The sequence below is a fragment of the Bradyrhizobium sp. 187 genome (assembly GCF_023101005.1).
Classification (GTDB): domain Bacteria; phylum Pseudomonadota; class Alphaproteobacteria; order Rhizobiales; family Xanthobacteraceae; genus Bradyrhizobium; species Bradyrhizobium canariense_D.
Genome location: NZ_CP064693.1, coordinates 1,453,911 through 1,470,127, shown reverse-complemented (window position 1 = coordinate 1,470,127; position 16,217 = coordinate 1,453,911). Strand labels below are relative to the sequence as shown.

Here is a 16,217-nt window from a genome sequence, read left to right as displayed (position 1 = left end):
CGCAGACAAATATAGCTCATCCTGCCGGATGGACCAACTGCGGTGGTACCGGCGCGCCGCACAAATTCTCGGTCGGCTCAGGCCTCGCGCAGTTCCGACGGCGTCGCGGCAAAGCGCTTGCGGAAGGCGCGGTTGAAATAGGACAGATCGGAGAAGCCAGACGAATGCGCGATGTCGCTGATCTTGCGGGTCCTGGCGCGGGGATCGCTGAGCAGCTTGCGCGCCTGCAGCAGGCGCTGCTCCAACACGAATTCGGTGAAGGTCGTTCCGGCCTGCTCGAACAGGCGCTGTGCCTGACGCGGGCTCAGGCCGGAGCGCGTAGCAATCTCGGACAGGCAGAGATCGTTGCGGCCAAGCGCAGCCATCACGTCGGCGCGCATGAGATCGAGACGGGCCGCCGCATGACCTCGCCCGCGCGCGAGACTTGCATGTTCGGCGTCGGTGCCGAGCAGCAGGCCGACGAGATCGACCATGTGCTGCGCGGTGAGGCGCTGGCCGACGGCATCGAGATGCGGCGCATGATGGGCGGCAAGGGAGTGGTAGCGCAAGATCGTCTCGGCGAGCGCGCCGTCCGAGAGCACTTGCGACAGCTTGTCCTCGGCGCGCGGATGGATCTCGAGCAGCGCGCGGCGCGGCATGCGGATGGTGGTGAAGCGATCTTCCTCGGTGTGGCCGACGGTGCCGGTGATGCCCATGTCGACGAGCACCATTTGCGCGGGCGCAAGCTCCACGGCATGGCCGTTCTGCCCGACGCGGACGAGGCCCGCATGCGCGGCGATCAGGACGAGATCGTCGCTGCCGTCGGCAAGATGGCTCTGGGTGCGTGAATATTGCGCGGAGGCGCCTTCGGGAATGGCGAGCGCGATATTGTCGACCACGCTGACCTGGAGCCGGCAATCGATGCTATCGCCTCGGCTCGGCCCGATATCGAGGCCGCAGGCCCCGAAAGTCCGCTCGCGCCAATGCTCGAAGGCCGGGCCGTGTGGCAGCCCCGCATATTGGTGAATGAAGATGCCCGATGTTTTCGCTGCATCCATCTGATTTCTCGCCCCTCTCCGGCACCATGATTGGGGGGCGCCGACTGCAAATTCCGGGCATTTGACGCCGCGAAGCGCGGAGAGGTTCAAATCGAGGGCGGATTCGGCGGAATTTGTCGGAAGACGACGGCGGGACGGACCGTGGCGACAGAACCGATCAGGCATTGCCACCACGATGTTGAAGCGTCCAATGCCCCCGGTGTCGTCCTGGACAAGCGAACAGAGCGAGCGCCGATCCAGGACCCATTACCCCGAGATTGAGTGGTTGCTCACCCGTTGCAACAAGCTCTTGGGGCAATGGGTCCTGGCTTTCGCCAGGACGACAATGGAAACCTACTTCTTCGCGGGCGCCTGCGGCTGTGACGGCGGCACGGTTTCGATCAGCTTGCCGGAAAACACCGGCGCCGAGGTCGGCTGGCCGTTGGGCGAACCGCCCGCCTGCTCGAGCGTGACGGCGTAGGTCGCGCCGTTGACGACGTCGGCATCGTACGAGCCGAGCACCGGTCGTGCGGTGAAATCGCCGGCGCCGATCACGCCGAGCGAACGCGGACGCGGCAGCTTGTCGGAGATCAGCCAGAGCTCGAAACTCTTGCCGGGCTCCGGTGTCGCGCCCACTTTACGCACCGTAAAGTTCTTGGTCGCGCCGTCGATGGTGAGGATGAAGGCGGGACCTCCGCCCTGGCCCTGCAACAGGGCGACATATTGCGACGACGCCGGGAGCGGCGCCGGTGTCTTCACCTCGACGGTCTGGATGCGCGGTGCCGGTCGCAAGCCGCCCGGCAGCGCGTCGGGCAGGAAGATCTGAAGCGACAGCGTCACGAGCAGCGCGGCCGCGAGCGCGCCGACGGCGGATGCGATGGTGCGCCAGCGCTTCACGCGGCCCTCGAGCCGGATCACGTTGCTGTTGTCGGCAACCGGCGGCGGTGGCGCACGCGCGACCTCCGGGTCCGGCGCGTGGACCTGCGGCATGAATATCGGCACGACGTCGGGAATCGCATCGGTCTCAAGTCGCGCCGCGGCAGGCTGCTCCGCTTCAGGAGGCTGCGGCGCCGGCTGCATATTCTCCGACGGCACCTGCGGAGGCACGGTCTCGGGCGAGGAATATTCCGGCACAGGTGGCGGCGGCGCTGCGTCCGGCAGTGCTGGCGGATCCTGCGCAAAGCCCGTCCGCGCGAGCTCGGACCTGATGTTCTCCCACACGATCGGACGCGGCTCGATCGAGCCGACCATCTGGTTGAGGACGCCGAGCCGGAATGCCCACGCCTGCACGACATCGGCGAACGCCTTGTCCACCGCCATCATTGTCTCGACCTGCGCGCGCTCGCCGGCGTCGAGCGTGCCGAGCGCATATTCCGCGGCGAGCGCGATATGGTCCTCCGTATAGGCCATCACTTGCGGTCCAGACCCACCCTCACCGTATGAGCTCCCGTAGCCCGAATCTCATAGCCCGAGACATTCGCGAATATCCATCATGCTGCGCCGAAGCCACGTCTTCACCGTGTTGACGGGCGCCGCGAATTTCTCCGCCAATTGCTCGCGGCTCCAGCCGTTGTAATAGGCGAGAAGCACGAGCCTCTGACGGTCCGGCTCGAGCCGGCCGATACATTCCAGCAGCCGCTTCAATTCCTCGGTCATCTCCCTCCGCGCCAGCGGATCGGGGCTGTCGCTTGCGACTTCCATCGCCTGGGGCTCTTCCTCGATGGAGACTTCCGTCTTCTTGCGCACGATGTCGATGGCGCGGTTGCGCGCGATCGACGCCATCCATGTGATCGGCGACGCGAGAGCGGGATTGAACTGGCCGGCGCTGTTCCAGATCTTGACGTAGGTCTCCTGAATGACCTCCTCTGCGAGATCCTGTCGGCGCAAGATACGGAGCACGACGCCATAGAGTTTCGCGCGCGTGGCGACGTAGAGGCGCTCGAACGCGGCCTGATCGCCCTGCGCCATCGCCCCAATCAGCCCGACCAGCTCTGCTGGCGTCAGCATTCAGCCCCCCAATGCGCGGCCCGTCGCATTCCGCGCAGGCGCTGGCATTCCGCCACCATAGCGCGCGACAAAGCCGACCACCAAGGGGGCGCGGCGCCACACTGTGGACAGGGCATGCGAAAACCCGGACCTTGGGGTCCGGGTTCTGCAAATTCTCGCAGGTCTGGCGGCTAGCGTCTCAGGCGACGGCGCCCATGCGGGCACGCATCAGGCCGATGCTGTCGAGATCGGCCTGCTCGCGGGCGTTTTCCTCGGCGCGTTCGCGGGCCTGATCGCGCTCGTCAAGGAGCTCGACCTTCTTCAGCTCCTCGAAGGCTTCGGCCAGCGCAGCCTTGGCTTCGTCGAGCTGGCCCTTCAGCTCGTCGGCCGAGCGGGTCAGGTTCTCGCGACGCTGGATGGCAGCCTTGGCGTAGGTCGGATAGGCGAAGTGCGAGGGATCGTTGATCCCGGCGCGCTCCTGCTCGGTCGAGATCTCGCGTTCAAGATCGGTCGACATCCGCTGGAAGTCGGCGATCATGGTCTCGATCTGGGTGACCCGGCGGCGCTTCTCGTCGACCTGAAATTTCTTCAGGCGGATGAGTGTATCACGTGACTTCATCGACTCGTACTCCCCAGAAGTCCCTTGGCTGCACGTGGGACAACACCGGTCTCCCCACAGGCCCGACGGGGGCCAAGACCGGCTCTACTACTCTGTGGGATGGGATGATGACGGGACAAAGTTAGCGTTCCGTTTCCAAATCACCAAGGATTTGCGCCAACTGGCGGTAGCCGTCCGCCAGCGATGCATTTTCATCCTTGCGCTGGCGCAGGAAGGCCTCCAGCGGCTCGTGCAGGCGGATCGCCTCGTCGACCTCGGGGCTGGAGCCGGCGCGGTAGGCGCCCAGACGGATCAATTCTTCCATGTCGGCATAGGTCGCCATCACCGCCCGCGCCTTCTGGATGGTCGGCCAGAACTGCGGGTCGGCCGATTTCGGCATGGTGCGGGAGATGGATTTGAGGATGTTGATGGCGGGGTAGCGGCCGCGCTCGGCGATCGAGCGCTGCATCACGATGTGTCCGTCGAGGATGCCGCGGACGGCATCCGCAATCGGCTCGTTATGGTCATCGCCATCGACCAGCACCGTGAAGATCGCGGTGATGGCGCCCTCCCCGAGGCCCGGACCGGCGCGCTCCAGAAGCTTCGGCAGCTCGGTGAACACGGTCGGCGTGTAGCCCTTGGCGGTCGGCGGCTCGCCAGCGGACAGGCCGATCTCGCGCTGGGCCATGGCAAAGCGCGTCACCGAATCCATCAGGCAGAGGACGTCCTGCTCCTCGTCGCGAAAATACTCGGCGACCGCAAGCGTCAGATAGGCGGCCTGGCGGCGCATCAGCGCCGGCTCGTCGGAGGTCGCGACCACGACCACGGAACGGGCCAGGCCCTCCTCGCCAAGGTCGTCCTGCAAGAATTCCTGCACCTCACGGCCGCGTTCGCCGATCAGCCCGATGACGCTGACGGCGGCATCGACGTTGCGCGCAAGCATCGACAGCAGCACCGACTTGCCGACGCCGGAGCCTGCGAAGATGCCCATGCGCTGGCCGCGGCAACAGGTCAGAAAGGTGTTCATCGCGCGCACGCCGAGATCGAGCGGCGCGCCGACGCGCTTGCGCGAGTGCGCCGGCGGCGGCGAATTGCGGTACGGCATCGGCGCCGGGCCCTGCGGCAGCGGCCCCTTGCCGTCGATCGGCTCCCCCAGCGCATTGACGACGCGGCCGAGCCAGGCCGCGCAAGGCCGCACCTGATTTGCGGCATTGGCGATGACGGCCTTGCAGCCGCGCCGTACGCCGTCCAGACCGGCGAACGGCATCACGACGGCGTTGTTGCCGGAGAAGCCGATCACCTCGCAGGGGATGGAACGGTTGCCGCCGGTCTCGATCACGAGCCGCGCGCCGACCGACATCGCATGGATCGGACCGGCGACCTCGACCATCAGGCCGCGCACGCCGACCACACGGCCATAAATATTGATGCCGTCAATGTCGCCGATCTGTTCGGCAAGAGCCTTCACAAGAGGGCCTTCATGAGGTGATCGCCTTCATAATCCGGGGTTTCGTGGCGAGAACCTTAAGTTTCGCCATATTTCTGAACGGCGCTTAACTTCGTGTTTACCCGCATCGTTAATCATTGCGTCACTGTCTTTGTGACTGAGCGTGGCTCCCCTTCAGAAGAAGGCTGAGTCGCGGGAGTCGGTTAGGCCCGTCTCTTAAAGTGGAACTTGAACGCAACCGGATAACGAAAGCTGCTTCGCACACAAGACCTTAGGGCGATTCGACGAAAATTGCATCTACAGGGCTTGCGTTCCAGAATCAGAATTTGTTAACCATCTGTTGTCAGGATCCGAATCAGTTGTTCAAAGGCGTTTTGTTGTGTGCCGCGAATGCGGCCGACCTGACGCCCAGGAGCGGCGACTATGGGGAACTGGCATGCGCGTTTTGCTGATTGAAGATGACAGCGCCGTCGCGCAGTCGATCGAGCTGATGTTGAAGTCTGAGAGCTTCAACGTCTACACGACCGATTTGGGGGAAGAAGGCGTCGATCTCGGTAAATTATACGATTACGACATTATCCTTCTCGACCTCAACCTGCCCGACATGTCCGGCTACGACGTGCTCAAGCAGCTTCGGGTCTCCAAGATCAAGACACCCATTCTGATCCTCTCCGGCCTCGCCGGCATCGAGGACAAGGTCAAGGGTCTCGGCGTCGGCGCCGACGACTACATGACCAAGCCCTTCCACAAGGACGAGCTGGTTGCCCGCATCCACGCGATCGTGCGCCGCTCCAAGGGCCATGCCCAGTCGGTGATCCAGACCGGCGACCTCGTCGTCAACCTCGACACCAAGACCGTGGAAGTCGGCGGCCAGCGCGTGCATCTGACCGGCAAGGAATACCAGATGCTGGAGCTGCTCTCGCTCCGCAAGGGCACGACCCTCACCAAGGAAATGTTCCTCAACCACCTCTATGGCGGCATGGACGAGCCCGAGCTGAAGATCATCGACGTCTTCATCTGCAAGCTCCGCAAGAAGCTCGCGAATGCCTCCGAAGGCCGCAACTTCATCGAGACCGTGTGGGGCCGCGGCTACGTGCTGCGCGAGCCGCATGAGGTCGAAGAGCGCATCCCCGCCTGATCCTGGGTTTTACCCGCGAGCCCTTCGGGGCTTGCTCCTCCCAGCCTGGACCCCGCCGCAAATGGCGGGGTTTTGTTTTTTGGGGACGCGAACGGGGCCTCATCGTCCTTGCGCCGTTGAACCGCTATCCTTCCCCCGCCGACGAATGGTCGCTGCACGATGGGGGAACGATGATCCTGCAATCACTGACCGGCCTGCCCGCCTTCCTGGTCTATTTCTGCACCGGGCTGATCGCGATCGTGGCGTACCTGTTCGTCTACACCCGCATCACGACGCATAACGAATTCCAGCTGATCCGCGACAACGATCCGGCTGCGGCGATCGCACTCGGCCTCAGCCTGCTCGGCTTCGTGGCGCCGCTGGTCAGCGCGATCGCGCATTCGGCCAATGTGCTGGACTGCCTGATCTGGGCGATGATCGCGCTGATCGTCCAGATCGTCGTGTTCTTCCTGGTGAGAGTGCCGGTGCCGAACCTGTCGGCGCGGATTGCCGCCGGCGAACTTGCAGCTGCCATCTGGCTCGGGCTGTCCTCGCTCGCCGCAGGCCTGCTCAATGCCGCCTGCATGATCTACTGACATGGCCGGCAAGCCCTCCAAAAAGGAGTTCGGCAAGCGCCGGCCGGCGGCCGGACCGCCGCCTGCACAACAGCCGGTGAAGCGCTCCCGCCATGTCGCGCTGCTGGTGATGGGCACGATCGCGGTCGGCACCACCGCCTACACGCTGATGCCGCGGCAGAATTGCGAGCCCTCTCCTGCCGGCACGGACCCGGCGGTGCAAGCGAGCACCTCGTGCAGCAGCAGCCGCAGCTCCTCCAGCGGCGGCGGCAGTTCGTCGCGATCGAGTTTCTTCAGCAGCGACTCCTCGAGCCATTCCTCGTCCGGAACGTCGTCCGATTCAGGCTCCGGCGGCGTGAGCCGCGGCGGCTTCGGCTCGTTTGGCCATGGCTTCTCCGGCGGCGGCTGACCCATGCAACGCATCGTCTGCCCCGAGCGCGACGACTGGCGGCAGACCGCCGAACAATGCGGCTTCGCCTTCCACACCATCGACGGTGAGCGCTATTGGGACGAGCGCGCCTATTACGCCTTCACGCTCGACGAGATCGAGCGTGGCATCGAGGCGCCGACCGGCGAGATCGACGCGATGTGCCTGGAGCTCGCCGGCCGCGTGATCGGCGACGAGCGCCATCTGCAGCGCTTGAAGATACCGGAGGCGTTCTGGAGCCTGATCGCCGAGAGCTGGGCACGAGACGACCGCAGCCTCTATGGCCGGCTCGATCTGAAATTCGACGGCAAGGGACCGGCAAAGCTGCTCGAATACAACGCGGATACGCCGACCTCGATTTTCGAAGCCGCGGTCTTTCAATGGACCTGGCTCGAACAGGCGATCGAACGGCGCATCATCCCGTCGCGGGCCGACCAGTTCAACTCCATCCACGAACGATTGATCGAAGCCTGGAAGCAGATTGCCGCTAGCCGCCACGTCCATCTCACCGGCACCACGGGCAATGAGGAGGACGCCGGCACGCTCGCTTATCTCGAAGATACCGCGCGCCAGGCGGGACTGACGACCACGCTACTCGACATCGAGGCGATCGGCTGGCGCAATGATACCGGCGGCTTCGTCGATCTCGGCGACCGCGACATCACGCTCGCCTTCAAGCTCTATCCCTGGGAATGGATGTTCCACGACAGCTTCGGCGCAAAGCTCAGGGACGCACAGACACGCTGGATCGAACCGCCGTGGAAGGCGGTGCTCTCCAACAAGGGCATCCTGCCGCTGCTATGGGAGATGTTTCCGAACCATCCCAATCTGCTACCGGCGTTCTTCGAGGACGATCCGCAGGCAGCCGAGCTCGGCAGCTCCTATGTGCGCAAGCCGCTGCTGTCGCGCGAAGGGGCCAATGTCACGCTGGTGTCTGGTGGAATGCCGCTCGACGAGCAGGCAGGCCCCTACGGCGCCGAAGGATTCGTGCGGCAGGCGCTCGCGCCGCTGCCGAATTTTTCCGGCTTCTATCCCGTGATCGGAAGCTGGCTGGTGGATCACGAACCCTGCGGCCTGTCGATCCGCGAGGACGAAAGCCCGATCACCGGCAACGGCTCGCGGTTTCTGCCGCATGCGATCTTGTGAGGTGCGCTCTTCATTCCTTCTCCCGTTGTGGGAGAAGGTGGCGCGAAGCGCCGGATGAGGGGTTCTATCCGCGAGTTCAAGTGTCGGTGGGCTCGCGGATAGAACCCCTCACCCGTCTCGCCGCTACGCGGCGAGCCACCCTCTTCCGCAAGGGGAGAGGGGAAGAACGCATCTCAACGCGCCGCTGCTACCTTCAATGACGGCGGCATCAGTCCACCCATCGGGCGGCCGGAACGCGTCGGATTGAGCTGATAGAGGCCACGACGATCGGCGATCGGGCGGAACGCGTCGGTAATTCCGACGACGGATTCGGCGGCGCCCAACAGCAGCGTGCCGTCGGCTTCCAAAACCTTCGCCATGCGCTCGAAGATCACGGCCTTGGTGTCCTGGTCGAAATAGATCAGCACATTGCGGCAGAAGATCACGTCGAACGTGCCGAGATGGGAGAAGTCCTGCAACAGATTGAGCTGGCGGAACTGCACCATCGCGCGAATGTCGGCATTGAGCTGCCAGACTTCGCCCGCTTGCGTGAAGTATTTCATCAGGTGCTGGATCGGCAGGCCGCGCTGCACCTCGAACTGGCTGTAGACGCCGGCCTTGGATTTCTCCAGCACCTCCTGCGACAGATCGGTGGCGACGATCTCGATGCGCCAGCCGGCGAAGGCTGCGCCCATCTCCTTCACGCACATTGCAATCGAATACGGCTCCTGTCCCGTCGACGACGCCGCCGACCAGATGCGCAGCGACTTGCGCGCCGCGCGCGCCCGAAGCAGTCCCGGCAGGATCGTTTCGCGCAAGTGATCGAACGGGATCTTGTCGCGGTAGAAGAAAGTCTCGTTGGTGGTCATCGCCTCGACCACGTCGCTTGCAAGCCGTCCGTCGCCATTCCTGATCTTCAGCACGAGATCGGGAATCCCGGCGAGGCTCGCCTTGCGGGCCAGCGGCAGCAGCCGGCTCTCGACCAGATACTGCTTGTCCGGGGAGAGATCGAGGCCGGAGCGCTCTTTCAGGAATTTGCGCAGATAGTCGTAGTCAACCGGCGTCACGAGCGGTCTCCCGCGAACAGGCGATTGACCCGGGCGCCGATCTGGTTGAGCGGCAGGATCGCCGCACAGATGCCGGCATTGGCCGCTGCGCCCGGCATGCCCCAGACCACGCTGGAAGCTTCGTCCTGCGCGATCACGCTGCCGCCGGCGGCGACGATGTCCTTGCCGCCGCGCATGCCGTCCGAGCCCATGCCCGTCAGGATCACGGAGAGGATGGCGCCATGCCAGATGTCGATGGCGGACGTGAACAGCGGATCGACCGCGGGCTTGCAGAAATTGACGGCGGGACCGTCGTCGAGCGCGATCGCCACGTCGGCGCCGCTACGCACGACGCGCATGTGCTTGCCGCCCGGCGCAAGATAGATGCGGCCCGGCTTCACCGGCTCGCCATCCACCGCCTCGGCCGCCGGCTTGCGGCTCGTGCGTGCCAGATGCTCCGCGAGAATGGTGGTGAAGGTCGGCGGCATGTGCTGGGTGATCAGCACCGGGACGCGGTCGATCACGGGGCCAAGCTCGGCGACGAGCGCCATCAGGGCCTGAGGACCGCCGGTCGATGAGCCGATCAGCAGCACCCTCGGGGCTTGGGTCGAGAACGGACGCGTGGATAGCGGCGAGGACGACGACGCATGCAAAGCCGGAGCCGCCGCGGACGCGGCAGGCCGCGCGACAACCGGCCCACGTGTCGCCGGAGCCGGGCTTGCGGGCGCGAGCGGCGGGCTCGCAACCGCGGCCTTGCGGCGCAGCCGTGCGCCGAGGTGGCGGATTTTCTGGATCAGGTCGTGATGGAAGATGTCCGCAGCCGAAGCCTCGCGCGTCGATTCCGGCTTCGGAATGTAGTCGGCGGCGCCGAGCGACAACGCCTTGAAGCTGATCTCCGCGTTGCGGCGGGTCAGCGTCGAGGCCATGATGATGACGAGATCGCGCTTCTTCGCCAGAAGTTGCGGCAGCGCCGAGATGCCGTCGAGCTCGGGCATTTCGATATCGAGCACGGCAACATCGGGATTGATGCGTTCGATCTGGTTGACCGCCTCGAGCCCGGTGCGCAGCGAGGCCGCGACCTCCATGTCGTGCTCGGCGCCGATCCAGCGCGAGATCAGACCGCGGATGACGACGGAGTCATCGACGACCATCACCCGCAACGGTCCGGCTTCCCGCGACGAGCCCGGGGTCGAATTACCTGCGAACGCAACACTCATTACTCACCAACTCAGACTGAAACGGTCAGTTGAAAACAAACGCCGAAGGAGCCGTTCAGCCTCCAGGGCGGTCGCTCAGATAAGGCCGACTTCCTGGAATTTCGCCGTCACGATGTCCTTGTCGAAGGGCTTCATGATGTACTCGTTGGCGCCAGCGTGCAGCGCGCGCGCGATATGCGCGACGTCGTTCTCGGTGGTGCAGAACACCACCTTGGGCTGGTCGCCGCCGGGCATGCGCCGGAGATGGCCGAGGAACTCATAGCCGTCCATCACCGGCATGTTCCAGTCCAGCAGCACCGCATCGGGCAAGCCGCGCTTGCAGGCCTCCAGCGCCTTCTCACCGTCCTCGGCTTCGAGGATCTGGAAGTCGAGGCCCTCCAGGATCCGGCGCGCAACCTTGCGGATGACGCTGGAATCATCAACGACGAGACAAGTTCGCATGTGAACCTCTGCTTCCCCCCCTTTTGCGGGGGCACTTCCAATTGCAGGTACGTCGGCGGATGTGCCGGCGTATCAGGCCGCCATCATATCGGGCGCGAGCTCGAGGACGCGATCGACGTCGAGGACGACCATGAGCTGGCCGTCGAGACGGTGGACACCGCCGGCGAGCTTGGCCATGCGGGGGTCGAGATTGACGGGGTTTTCTTCCATGCCGTCCTCGGCGAGCCGCAGCACTTCGCCGATCTGGTCGATCAGGAGGCCGTAGGATTCACCGCGCAGGTCGACGCCGACCGCCATCGGGATCTTGCCGTCCTCGGGCTTGGGCAGGCCGAGCCGGGCGCGCATGTCGACCACGGTGACGATGCGGCCGCGCAGGTTCAGCACGCCCGCGATCTCGCGCGAGGACAGCGGCACGCGGGTGACGCGCTCGGGCATGAACACGTCCTGGACGCGGGAGATCGGCAGGCCGAACAGCTGGCCGCCGATCATCGCGGTGACGTATTCGACCATGGCGCCTTCGCCGGACTGGGTCTTCTTGGTCATGTGCGTATCTCCTGATCCCGCTGGTTACGCTGCTGCGCGGCTCAGCTCGGAGGCACCGGCGGCGCCCGCGGTCTGTTCCTTCAGCGCCGCGATCAGACCGGGACGGTCGAACTTGGCGACATAGTCGTGGAAGCCGGCCTGACGGCCGCGCTCGATCGCCGCCGGCGACACCAGCGCGGAGAGGCCGATGATCGGCATCGCGCCCAGATTGCTGTCGGAGCGGATGGTCTCGGCAAACTCGAACCCGTTCATGTCGGGCATCTCGATGTCGGTCAGGACCACGTCGAAGCTCTGCGCGCGCAACGCCGCGAGGCCCTCCTGCGCGGTCGGCGCGGTGCGGACGCGGTAGCCGGCGGCCTTGAGCACCGGGGCCAGCATGTTGCGGAAGAACGCCGAGTCGTCGACCAGCAGCACCGATTGCGAGTGCAGCGACGGTTTCATCTCCTTGCGGGTGAACCAGTCGGCGAACGCCATCGGCAGGAAGTGGCCGACGTCGATCACTTCGGTGGCCTGGCCCTTGATCACGGCCGAGCCGAGAATGCCGGAGGAGGATCCGCCGACCTCGATGTTGAGCCGTTCCTCGACGATGTCGATGATCTCGTCGACGACGAGGCCCATGGAGCGGCCGTCGTCGGAGAACACCAGGATCGGCTGGGCGCCCTGGCTCGCGATGGTGACGCTCTCCATGGCAACGAGCGGCATCAGCTGCTCGCGGTACTGCACCATGTAGCGGCCGTTCGAGAACTCGATCTTGTCGGCCGGCAGCTCTTCCAGGCGCGTGACGAGCCCGAGCGGGACCGCCTTGGGCTGGGACGAGCCGGCGCGGAACACCAGCAGCGAGGTGGTCTGCTCGCCCGATCCGATGCTGTGCGTCCCGTTCTCGCTGTTCATGTCATGGGCCGAGGAGCCGGCGGCGCCGAGCGCCTTGGCAATGCCGTTGGGGTCGATGATCATGATGACCGCGCCGTCGCCCAGGATGGTATTGCCCGAGAACATGTCGATGTGGCGCAGCTTCGTCGACATCGGCTTGACCACGATTTCTTCGGTGTGGAACACGCCGTCGACGACGATGCCGAAGGTCTGGCTGCCGACCTGCGTCACCACGATGAAGCCGTTCTCGGGATCGGAGACGGCGCCGTCGTCGATCTTGAGCAGCTTCTTGAGATGGATCAGCGGCAGCAGCTTGTTGCGCAGCCTGAGAACCGCGGTGTCCTTGATGCGCTCGATGCGGTGCTCCGAGTTGGCGCGGGCCCGCACCAGCTCGACCACGGAGAGCTGCGGGATCGCAAAGCGGTCGCCGGCGGCTTCCACGATCAGCGCGGAGACGATGGCGAGCGTCAGCGGGATCTTGATGGTGACGGAGGAGCCTTCACCGGCGACCGACTTGATGTCGATGGTGCCGCCGATCTGGTCGATATTGGTGCGCACCACGTCCATGCCGACGCCGCGCCCCGACACCGAGGTGATGGCGGCAGCAGTGGAGAAGCCCGGGGCGAAGATGAACTTGTGGATCTGGGCTTCGCTCATCTTCTCGAGCTCGGCCTCGGTGACCAGACCTGAGGAGATCGCCTTGGCCTTGATCCTGTCGGTGTTCAGGCCACGGCCGTTGTCGGCGATGCAGATGATGATGTGGCCGCCCTCGTGATAGGCGGACAGGCGAATGGTGCCCTGCTCGCCCTTGCCGCCGGCGAGACGCTCGGCCGGGGTCTCCAGGCCATGGTCGGCGGAGTTGCGCACCATGTGGGTGAGCGGGTCCTTGATCAGGTCGAGCACCTGGCGGTCGAGCTCGGTGTCGGCGCCGTGCATCTCCAGCTCGATCTGCTTGCCGAGTTCGCTCGAGAGGTCGCGAACGATGCGGGGCAGCTTCTGCCAGGCATTGCCGATCGGCTGCATGCGCGTCTTCATGACGCCTTCCTGCAGCTCGGCGGTGACGTTGGACAGCCGCTGCAACGGCACCTTGAACTCGGTGTCCTCGTTGCGGCGGGATATCTCCAACAGCTGGTTGCGGGTCAGCACCAGCTCCGAGACCATGGTCATCAGATGCTCCAGCGTATCCACGTTGACGCGGATCGACTGGTTGGCGATGCTGGCTCCCTCGGCGGCGCCCTCGTCGGCGATCGACTTCTTCGGCGCGGCCTTGTCCTTCGCCTTGGTCTCCTTCGCGGCTTCCTTGGCAACAGGCACCGGGGCTTCAGCGGCAGGCGGAGGCTCCGCCTTGACTTCGGCCCTGGCAACCGGGACCGGCACTTCGATCGCGGTCTCGCGGAAGGCACGCTCGAGCTCGTCGAGCGAGACTTCGCCCGGACGCAGCGGACGCTCCAGGCTCTGGTCGGCCAGCACGCCGGAGGTCGGCGCGGCTTCGACGGCGACAGGCGCGTCCGGCACCAGCGGCGGCGCTTCGGCAACGGCAGCAGCAGCAGCGCCGGCCGCCATGGCGGCCATGCCCTGCTCGACCATCGCTTCCAGCTTGTCGATGAGATCGCGGTCGGTGCCCTCGGGCTCGGCTTCGGTCGCCTCCAGCCCGGCCAGAATTTCCTTGATGCGGTCGATCGAGGACAGGATCACCGTCACCGCCTGCCCCGTCACCGGCATGCCGTCACGGAATTTGCCCATCAGCGTCTCGCCGGCATGCGCCAGCGCTTCCAGTCGCGGCAATCCGAGGAAGCCGCACGTGCCCTTGATGGTGTGGACCAGCCGGAAAATGTTATCCAGGATCTTGGCGTTGTTCGGCTCCTGTTCGAACTTCACCAGCTGATTGTCCACGGTGTCCAGGCTCTCGCTGGTTTCCGTCAAAAACTCCCGCAACAGATCATCCATGAAAACAGGCCTTCATACAGGGAGGGCGCGCACACAAGACGTGATGCGCCAATTCGGAATGGGGCCAGCTTCACCGCAAAGCGTTTAATAATGGTTGAGTATGTGGAAAAGAACGGAACCAACAAAGAGATAAGGCGCTCCGGACAAGCCGAAGCGCCTCGTAAAGATTCGATTAACGTTTGAGAGCGGCGGCGTGTCTACGACGCGATAATGGTGATGGCCTCGCCTTCGTGCGCGAGCCTCACGGTCAGCCCGCAAGCCTCTGCCAACAGCCGCGTATAATAAGGCTGGATCGCATGTGCATCCGCAGCCGGGCCGCGCTCGCCGCTCAGGAGCTCGGAGATGTTCTGCGGCAGGCGCGCATTATGTCCGGTCGCGGTGATGCGGAAGCTCATGGTCTCGCCCTCGCCGATCGGATCGATCGTCAGCGTGCCGCCGCGCGGGATCGTGTGCTGCGAAACGACCAGCATGTTGAGCAGCAGCTTGACGCGATTCTTCGGCAGCAAGATCCGCGGCAGATTCCAGGTGATCGAGCACTTGCCGTCCTCGATGTGGCCGCGCGCCATGGTCTGGGCATCGCCGAGATCGATCTGCGCGCCGGACGAGCCGGCCGCACCAAAAGCGAGGCGGCAGAACTGGAGGCGAGCGGAGGCGGTTTTCGCGCTCTTGCGTATCAAGTCGAGTGCGAACTCGCGGTCGTCGGGCTTGGGATCGTCGTCGAGCACTTCGAGCCCATTGACGATGGCGCCGACAGGGCTGATGAGATCGTGGCAGACCCGCGAGCACAGCAGCGCAGCGAGTTCGAGCGCATCTGGAGCGGTGGCGGTAGCGGGTGACGAAGCGTCAGACATAAAGGGTTCCTGGAATTGCACGGCGCGGACGCGGCGAATCAAGCATGCTTGACGAATGCCGCAGGTTCTAACATTCGCTGGCACGTGGCAGCTAGCTTGCGATCGGTTCGAAGCGGCCCTAATGCCGCGGCGAATCACTCGCTTAGGGATGGAATTGCCGATGAATGAGGCATGCAGGTGAAGCGGATCATCGACGGCGCGGCCGCCTCCCACCTGATGGAGCCGCTCACCGCCCTGGTGGTGAAGGCGGGCGAAGCCATCCTCGCGGTCAACCGCGCAGCGATGCGGGTCGACGGCAAGCAGGACGGCTCGCCGGTGACCGAGGCCGACCTTGCGGCCGACCGCATCATCGCGGACGGGCTGGCACAGCTTGCGGGCGACATCCCGACGCTCTCGGAAGAGCGGACCCAGCTCGCCTCGCCGCCGTTCCGCGCCAGCTTCTTCCTGATCGACCCGCTCGACGGCACCAAGGAGTTCGTCGCCGGGCGCGACGAGTTCACCGTCAACCTTGCCCTGGTGACATCGGGCGTGCCGCTGCTGGGCATCGTCAGCGCGCCGGCACTCGGGCTGCTCTGGCGCGGCATCGTCGGCCGTGGCGCCGAGCGCGTCGGGTTCGACGGCGCAACCATCGGCGCTGCCGAGCCGATCCATACCCGCAAGCTGCCGCCCCTGGGCGAACCCTGGATCGCCGCGGTGAGCCGCTCGCATGGAGATCCCCGAACCGAGGCGTTCATCGATCATCGCCCCAGCGCCGTCAGAAAGGCGGTCGGCTCGGCCGTGAAATTCGGACGGATCGCGGAAGGCAGTGCCGACATCTACCCCCGCTTGGGGCCCACTTGTGAATGGGACGTCGGGGCCGGCTACGCGGTCGTGACCGCGGCCGGCGGCAGCGTGACCGACGGCAAGGGCGGCGCGCTCCGCTTCGGCGAGCGGCACGATGGCGGCTTCATCATCCCGGAGTTCATTGCTTGGGGTGACCCGCAGGCGGCAAGACTCTGAGGTCGTAAAGGG

General features: G+C 65.1%; 16 protein-coding genes. 5 read left to right on the top strand and 11 right to left on the bottom strand.

Annotated features, from left to right (window positions below):
• Positions 1–77: 77 nt before the first annotated feature.
• The 5 genes from IVB19_RS07075 to fliI all read right to left on the bottom strand — a co-directional run bounded on the left by IVB19_RS07075 (position 78) and on the right by fliI (position 5,068).
• On the bottom strand, positions 78–1,037 hold the full coding sequence (locus IVB19_RS07075; RefSeq protein ID WP_247294694.1) for a helix-turn-helix transcriptional regulator: 960 nt from the start codon (positions 1,035–1,037) through the stop codon (positions 78–80).
• A 333-nt stretch (positions 1,038–1,370) separates the two neighbouring features.
• Positions 1,371–2,426, bottom strand: coding sequence for an anti-sigma factor (locus IVB19_RS07070; protein ID WP_247294696.1), 1,056 nt, complete (start codon positions 2,424–2,426; stop codon positions 1,371–1,373).
• 51 nt (positions 2,427–2,477) lie between these two features.
• Entirely contained in the window at positions 2,478–3,023 is a 546-nt protein-coding gene (locus IVB19_RS07065; RefSeq protein ID WP_018455718.1) for a sigma-70 family RNA polymerase sigma factor, read from the bottom strand.
• Between the two features lie 178 nt (positions 3,024–3,201).
• On the bottom strand, positions 3,202–3,621 hold the full coding sequence (gene fliJ, locus IVB19_RS07060; protein WP_007606301.1) for a flagellar export protein FliJ: 420 nt from the start codon (positions 3,619–3,621) through the stop codon (positions 3,202–3,204).
• Positions 3,622–3,742: 121 nt separating this feature from the next.
• On the bottom strand, positions 3,743–5,068 hold the full coding sequence (gene fliI, locus IVB19_RS07055) for a flagellar protein export ATPase FliI (RefSeq protein ID WP_018455719.1): 1,326 nt from the start codon (positions 5,066–5,068) through the stop codon (positions 3,743–3,745).
• Positions 5,069–5,483: 415 nt separating this feature from the next.
• On the opposite strand from fliI, the gene ctrA reads away from it, so the two are divergent.
• From ctrA to IVB19_RS07035, 4 genes are all read left to right on the top strand, one after another.
• Complete coding sequence (gene ctrA, locus IVB19_RS07050; RefSeq protein ID WP_007600544.1) at positions 5,484–6,185, top strand: response regulator transcription factor CtrA; 702 nt, start codon at positions 5,484–5,486, stop codon at positions 6,183–6,185.
• Between the two features lie 170 nt (positions 6,186–6,355).
• Entirely contained in the window at positions 6,356–6,760 is a 405-nt protein-coding gene (locus IVB19_RS07045) for a DUF350 domain-containing protein (RefSeq protein WP_247294700.1), read from the top strand.
• 1 nt (position 6,761) lies between these two features.
• Entirely contained in the window at positions 6,762–7,148 is a 387-nt protein-coding gene (locus IVB19_RS07040; protein ID WP_247294702.1) for a hypothetical protein, read from the top strand.
• Positions 7,149–7,151: 3 nt separating this feature from the next.
• Positions 7,152–8,312, top strand: coding sequence for a glutathionylspermidine synthase family protein (locus IVB19_RS07035; protein ID WP_247294704.1), 1,161 nt, complete (start codon positions 7,152–7,154; stop codon positions 8,310–8,312).
• Positions 8,313–8,485: 173 nt separating this feature from the next.
• On the opposite strand, the gene IVB19_RS07030 is transcribed toward IVB19_RS07035, so the two are convergent.
• From IVB19_RS07030 to chpT, 6 genes are all read right to left on the bottom strand, one after another.
• Positions 8,486–9,358, bottom strand: coding sequence for a CheR family methyltransferase (locus tag IVB19_RS07030; protein WP_085357855.1), 873 nt, complete (start codon positions 9,356–9,358; stop codon positions 8,486–8,488).
• Entirely contained in the window at positions 9,355–10,554 is a 1,200-nt protein-coding gene (cheB, locus tag IVB19_RS07025; protein WP_247294705.1) for a protein-glutamate methylesterase/protein-glutamine glutaminase, read from the bottom strand. The genes IVB19_RS07030 and cheB overlap by 4 nt, the downstream gene beginning before the upstream one ends.
• A gap of 75 nt (positions 10,555–10,629) precedes the next feature.
• Positions 10,630–10,995, bottom strand: a complete 366-nt coding sequence (locus tag IVB19_RS07020) for a response regulator (protein ID WP_007600538.1) — start codon at positions 10,993–10,995, stop codon at positions 10,630–10,632.
• Between the two features lie 72 nt (positions 10,996–11,067).
• A complete protein-coding gene (locus IVB19_RS07015; protein ID WP_085409211.1) occupies positions 11,068–11,538 on the bottom strand; it encodes a chemotaxis protein CheW in 471 nt (156 codons plus the stop codon).
• Between the two features lie 24 nt (positions 11,539–11,562).
• Positions 11,563–14,355 (bottom strand): hybrid sensor histidine kinase/response regulator, encoded by a 2,793-nt coding sequence (locus IVB19_RS07010; RefSeq protein WP_247471177.1) that lies wholly within the window; start codon positions 14,353–14,355, stop codon positions 11,563–11,565.
• A 197-nt stretch (positions 14,356–14,552) separates the two neighbouring features.
• Positions 14,553–15,206 (bottom strand): histidine phosphotransferase ChpT, encoded by a 654-nt coding sequence (gene chpT / locus IVB19_RS07005; protein WP_018458347.1) that lies wholly within the window; start codon positions 15,204–15,206, stop codon positions 14,553–14,555.
• A gap of 171 nt (positions 15,207–15,377) precedes the next feature.
• Here chpT and IVB19_RS07000 point away from each other — a divergent pair, with 171 nt between their 5' ends.
• Positions 15,378–16,205: a 3'(2'),5'-bisphosphate nucleotidase CysQ family protein gene (locus IVB19_RS07000; RefSeq protein ID WP_247300655.1), complete on the top strand. Its 828-nt coding sequence runs from the start codon at positions 15,378–15,380 to the stop codon at positions 16,203–16,205.
• Positions 16,206–16,217 lie beyond the last annotated feature (12 nt).

Bases quoted from the DNA above. Each gene is read 5' to 3' on its own strand.
- IVB19_RS07075 (WP_247294694.1), bottom strand. From the start codon at position 1,037: ATGGATGCAGCGAAAACATCGGGCATCTTCATTCACCAATATGCGGGG.
- IVB19_RS07070 (WP_247294696.1), bottom strand. From the start codon at position 2,426: ATGGCCTATACGGAGGACCATATCGCGCTCGCCGCGGAATATGCGCTC.
- IVB19_RS07065 (WP_018455718.1), bottom strand. From the start codon at position 3,023: ATGCTGACGCCAGCAGAGCTGGTCGGGCTGATTGGGGCGATGGCGCAG.
- fliJ (WP_007606301.1), bottom strand. From the start codon at position 3,621: ATGAAGTCACGTGATACACTCATCCGCCTGAAGAAATTTCAGGTCGAC.
- ctrA (WP_007600544.1), top strand. From the start codon at position 5,484: ATGCGCGTTTTGCTGATTGAAGATGACAGCGCCGTCGCGCAGTCGATC.
- IVB19_RS07045 (WP_247294700.1), top strand. From the start codon at position 6,356: ATGATCCTGCAATCACTGACCGGCCTGCCCGCCTTCCTGGTCTATTTC.
- IVB19_RS07040 (WP_247294702.1), top strand. From the start codon at position 6,762: ATGGCCGGCAAGCCCTCCAAAAAGGAGTTCGGCAAGCGCCGGCCGGCG.
- IVB19_RS07035 (WP_247294704.1), top strand. From the start codon at position 7,152: ATGCAACGCATCGTCTGCCCCGAGCGCGACGACTGGCGGCAGACCGCC.
- cheB (WP_247294705.1), bottom strand. From the start codon at position 10,554: ATGAGTGTTGCGTTCGCAGGTAATTCGACCCCGGGCTCGTCGCGGGAA.
- IVB19_RS07020 (WP_007600538.1), bottom strand. From the start codon at position 10,995: ATGCGAACTTGTCTCGTCGTTGATGATTCCAGCGTCATCCGCAAGGTT.
- IVB19_RS07015 (WP_085409211.1), bottom strand. From the start codon at position 11,538: ATGACCAAGAAGACCCAGTCCGGCGAAGGCGCCATGGTCGAATACGTC.
- IVB19_RS07010 (WP_247471177.1), bottom strand. From the start codon at position 14,355: ATGGATGATCTGTTGCGGGAGTTTTTGACGGAAACCAGCGAGAGCCTG.
- chpT (WP_018458347.1), bottom strand. From the start codon at position 15,206: ATGTCTGACGCTTCGTCACCCGCTACCGCCACCGCTCCAGATGCGCTC.
- IVB19_RS07000 (WP_247300655.1), top strand. From the start codon at position 15,378: ATGCAGGTGAAGCGGATCATCGACGGCGCGGCCGCCTCCCACCTGATG.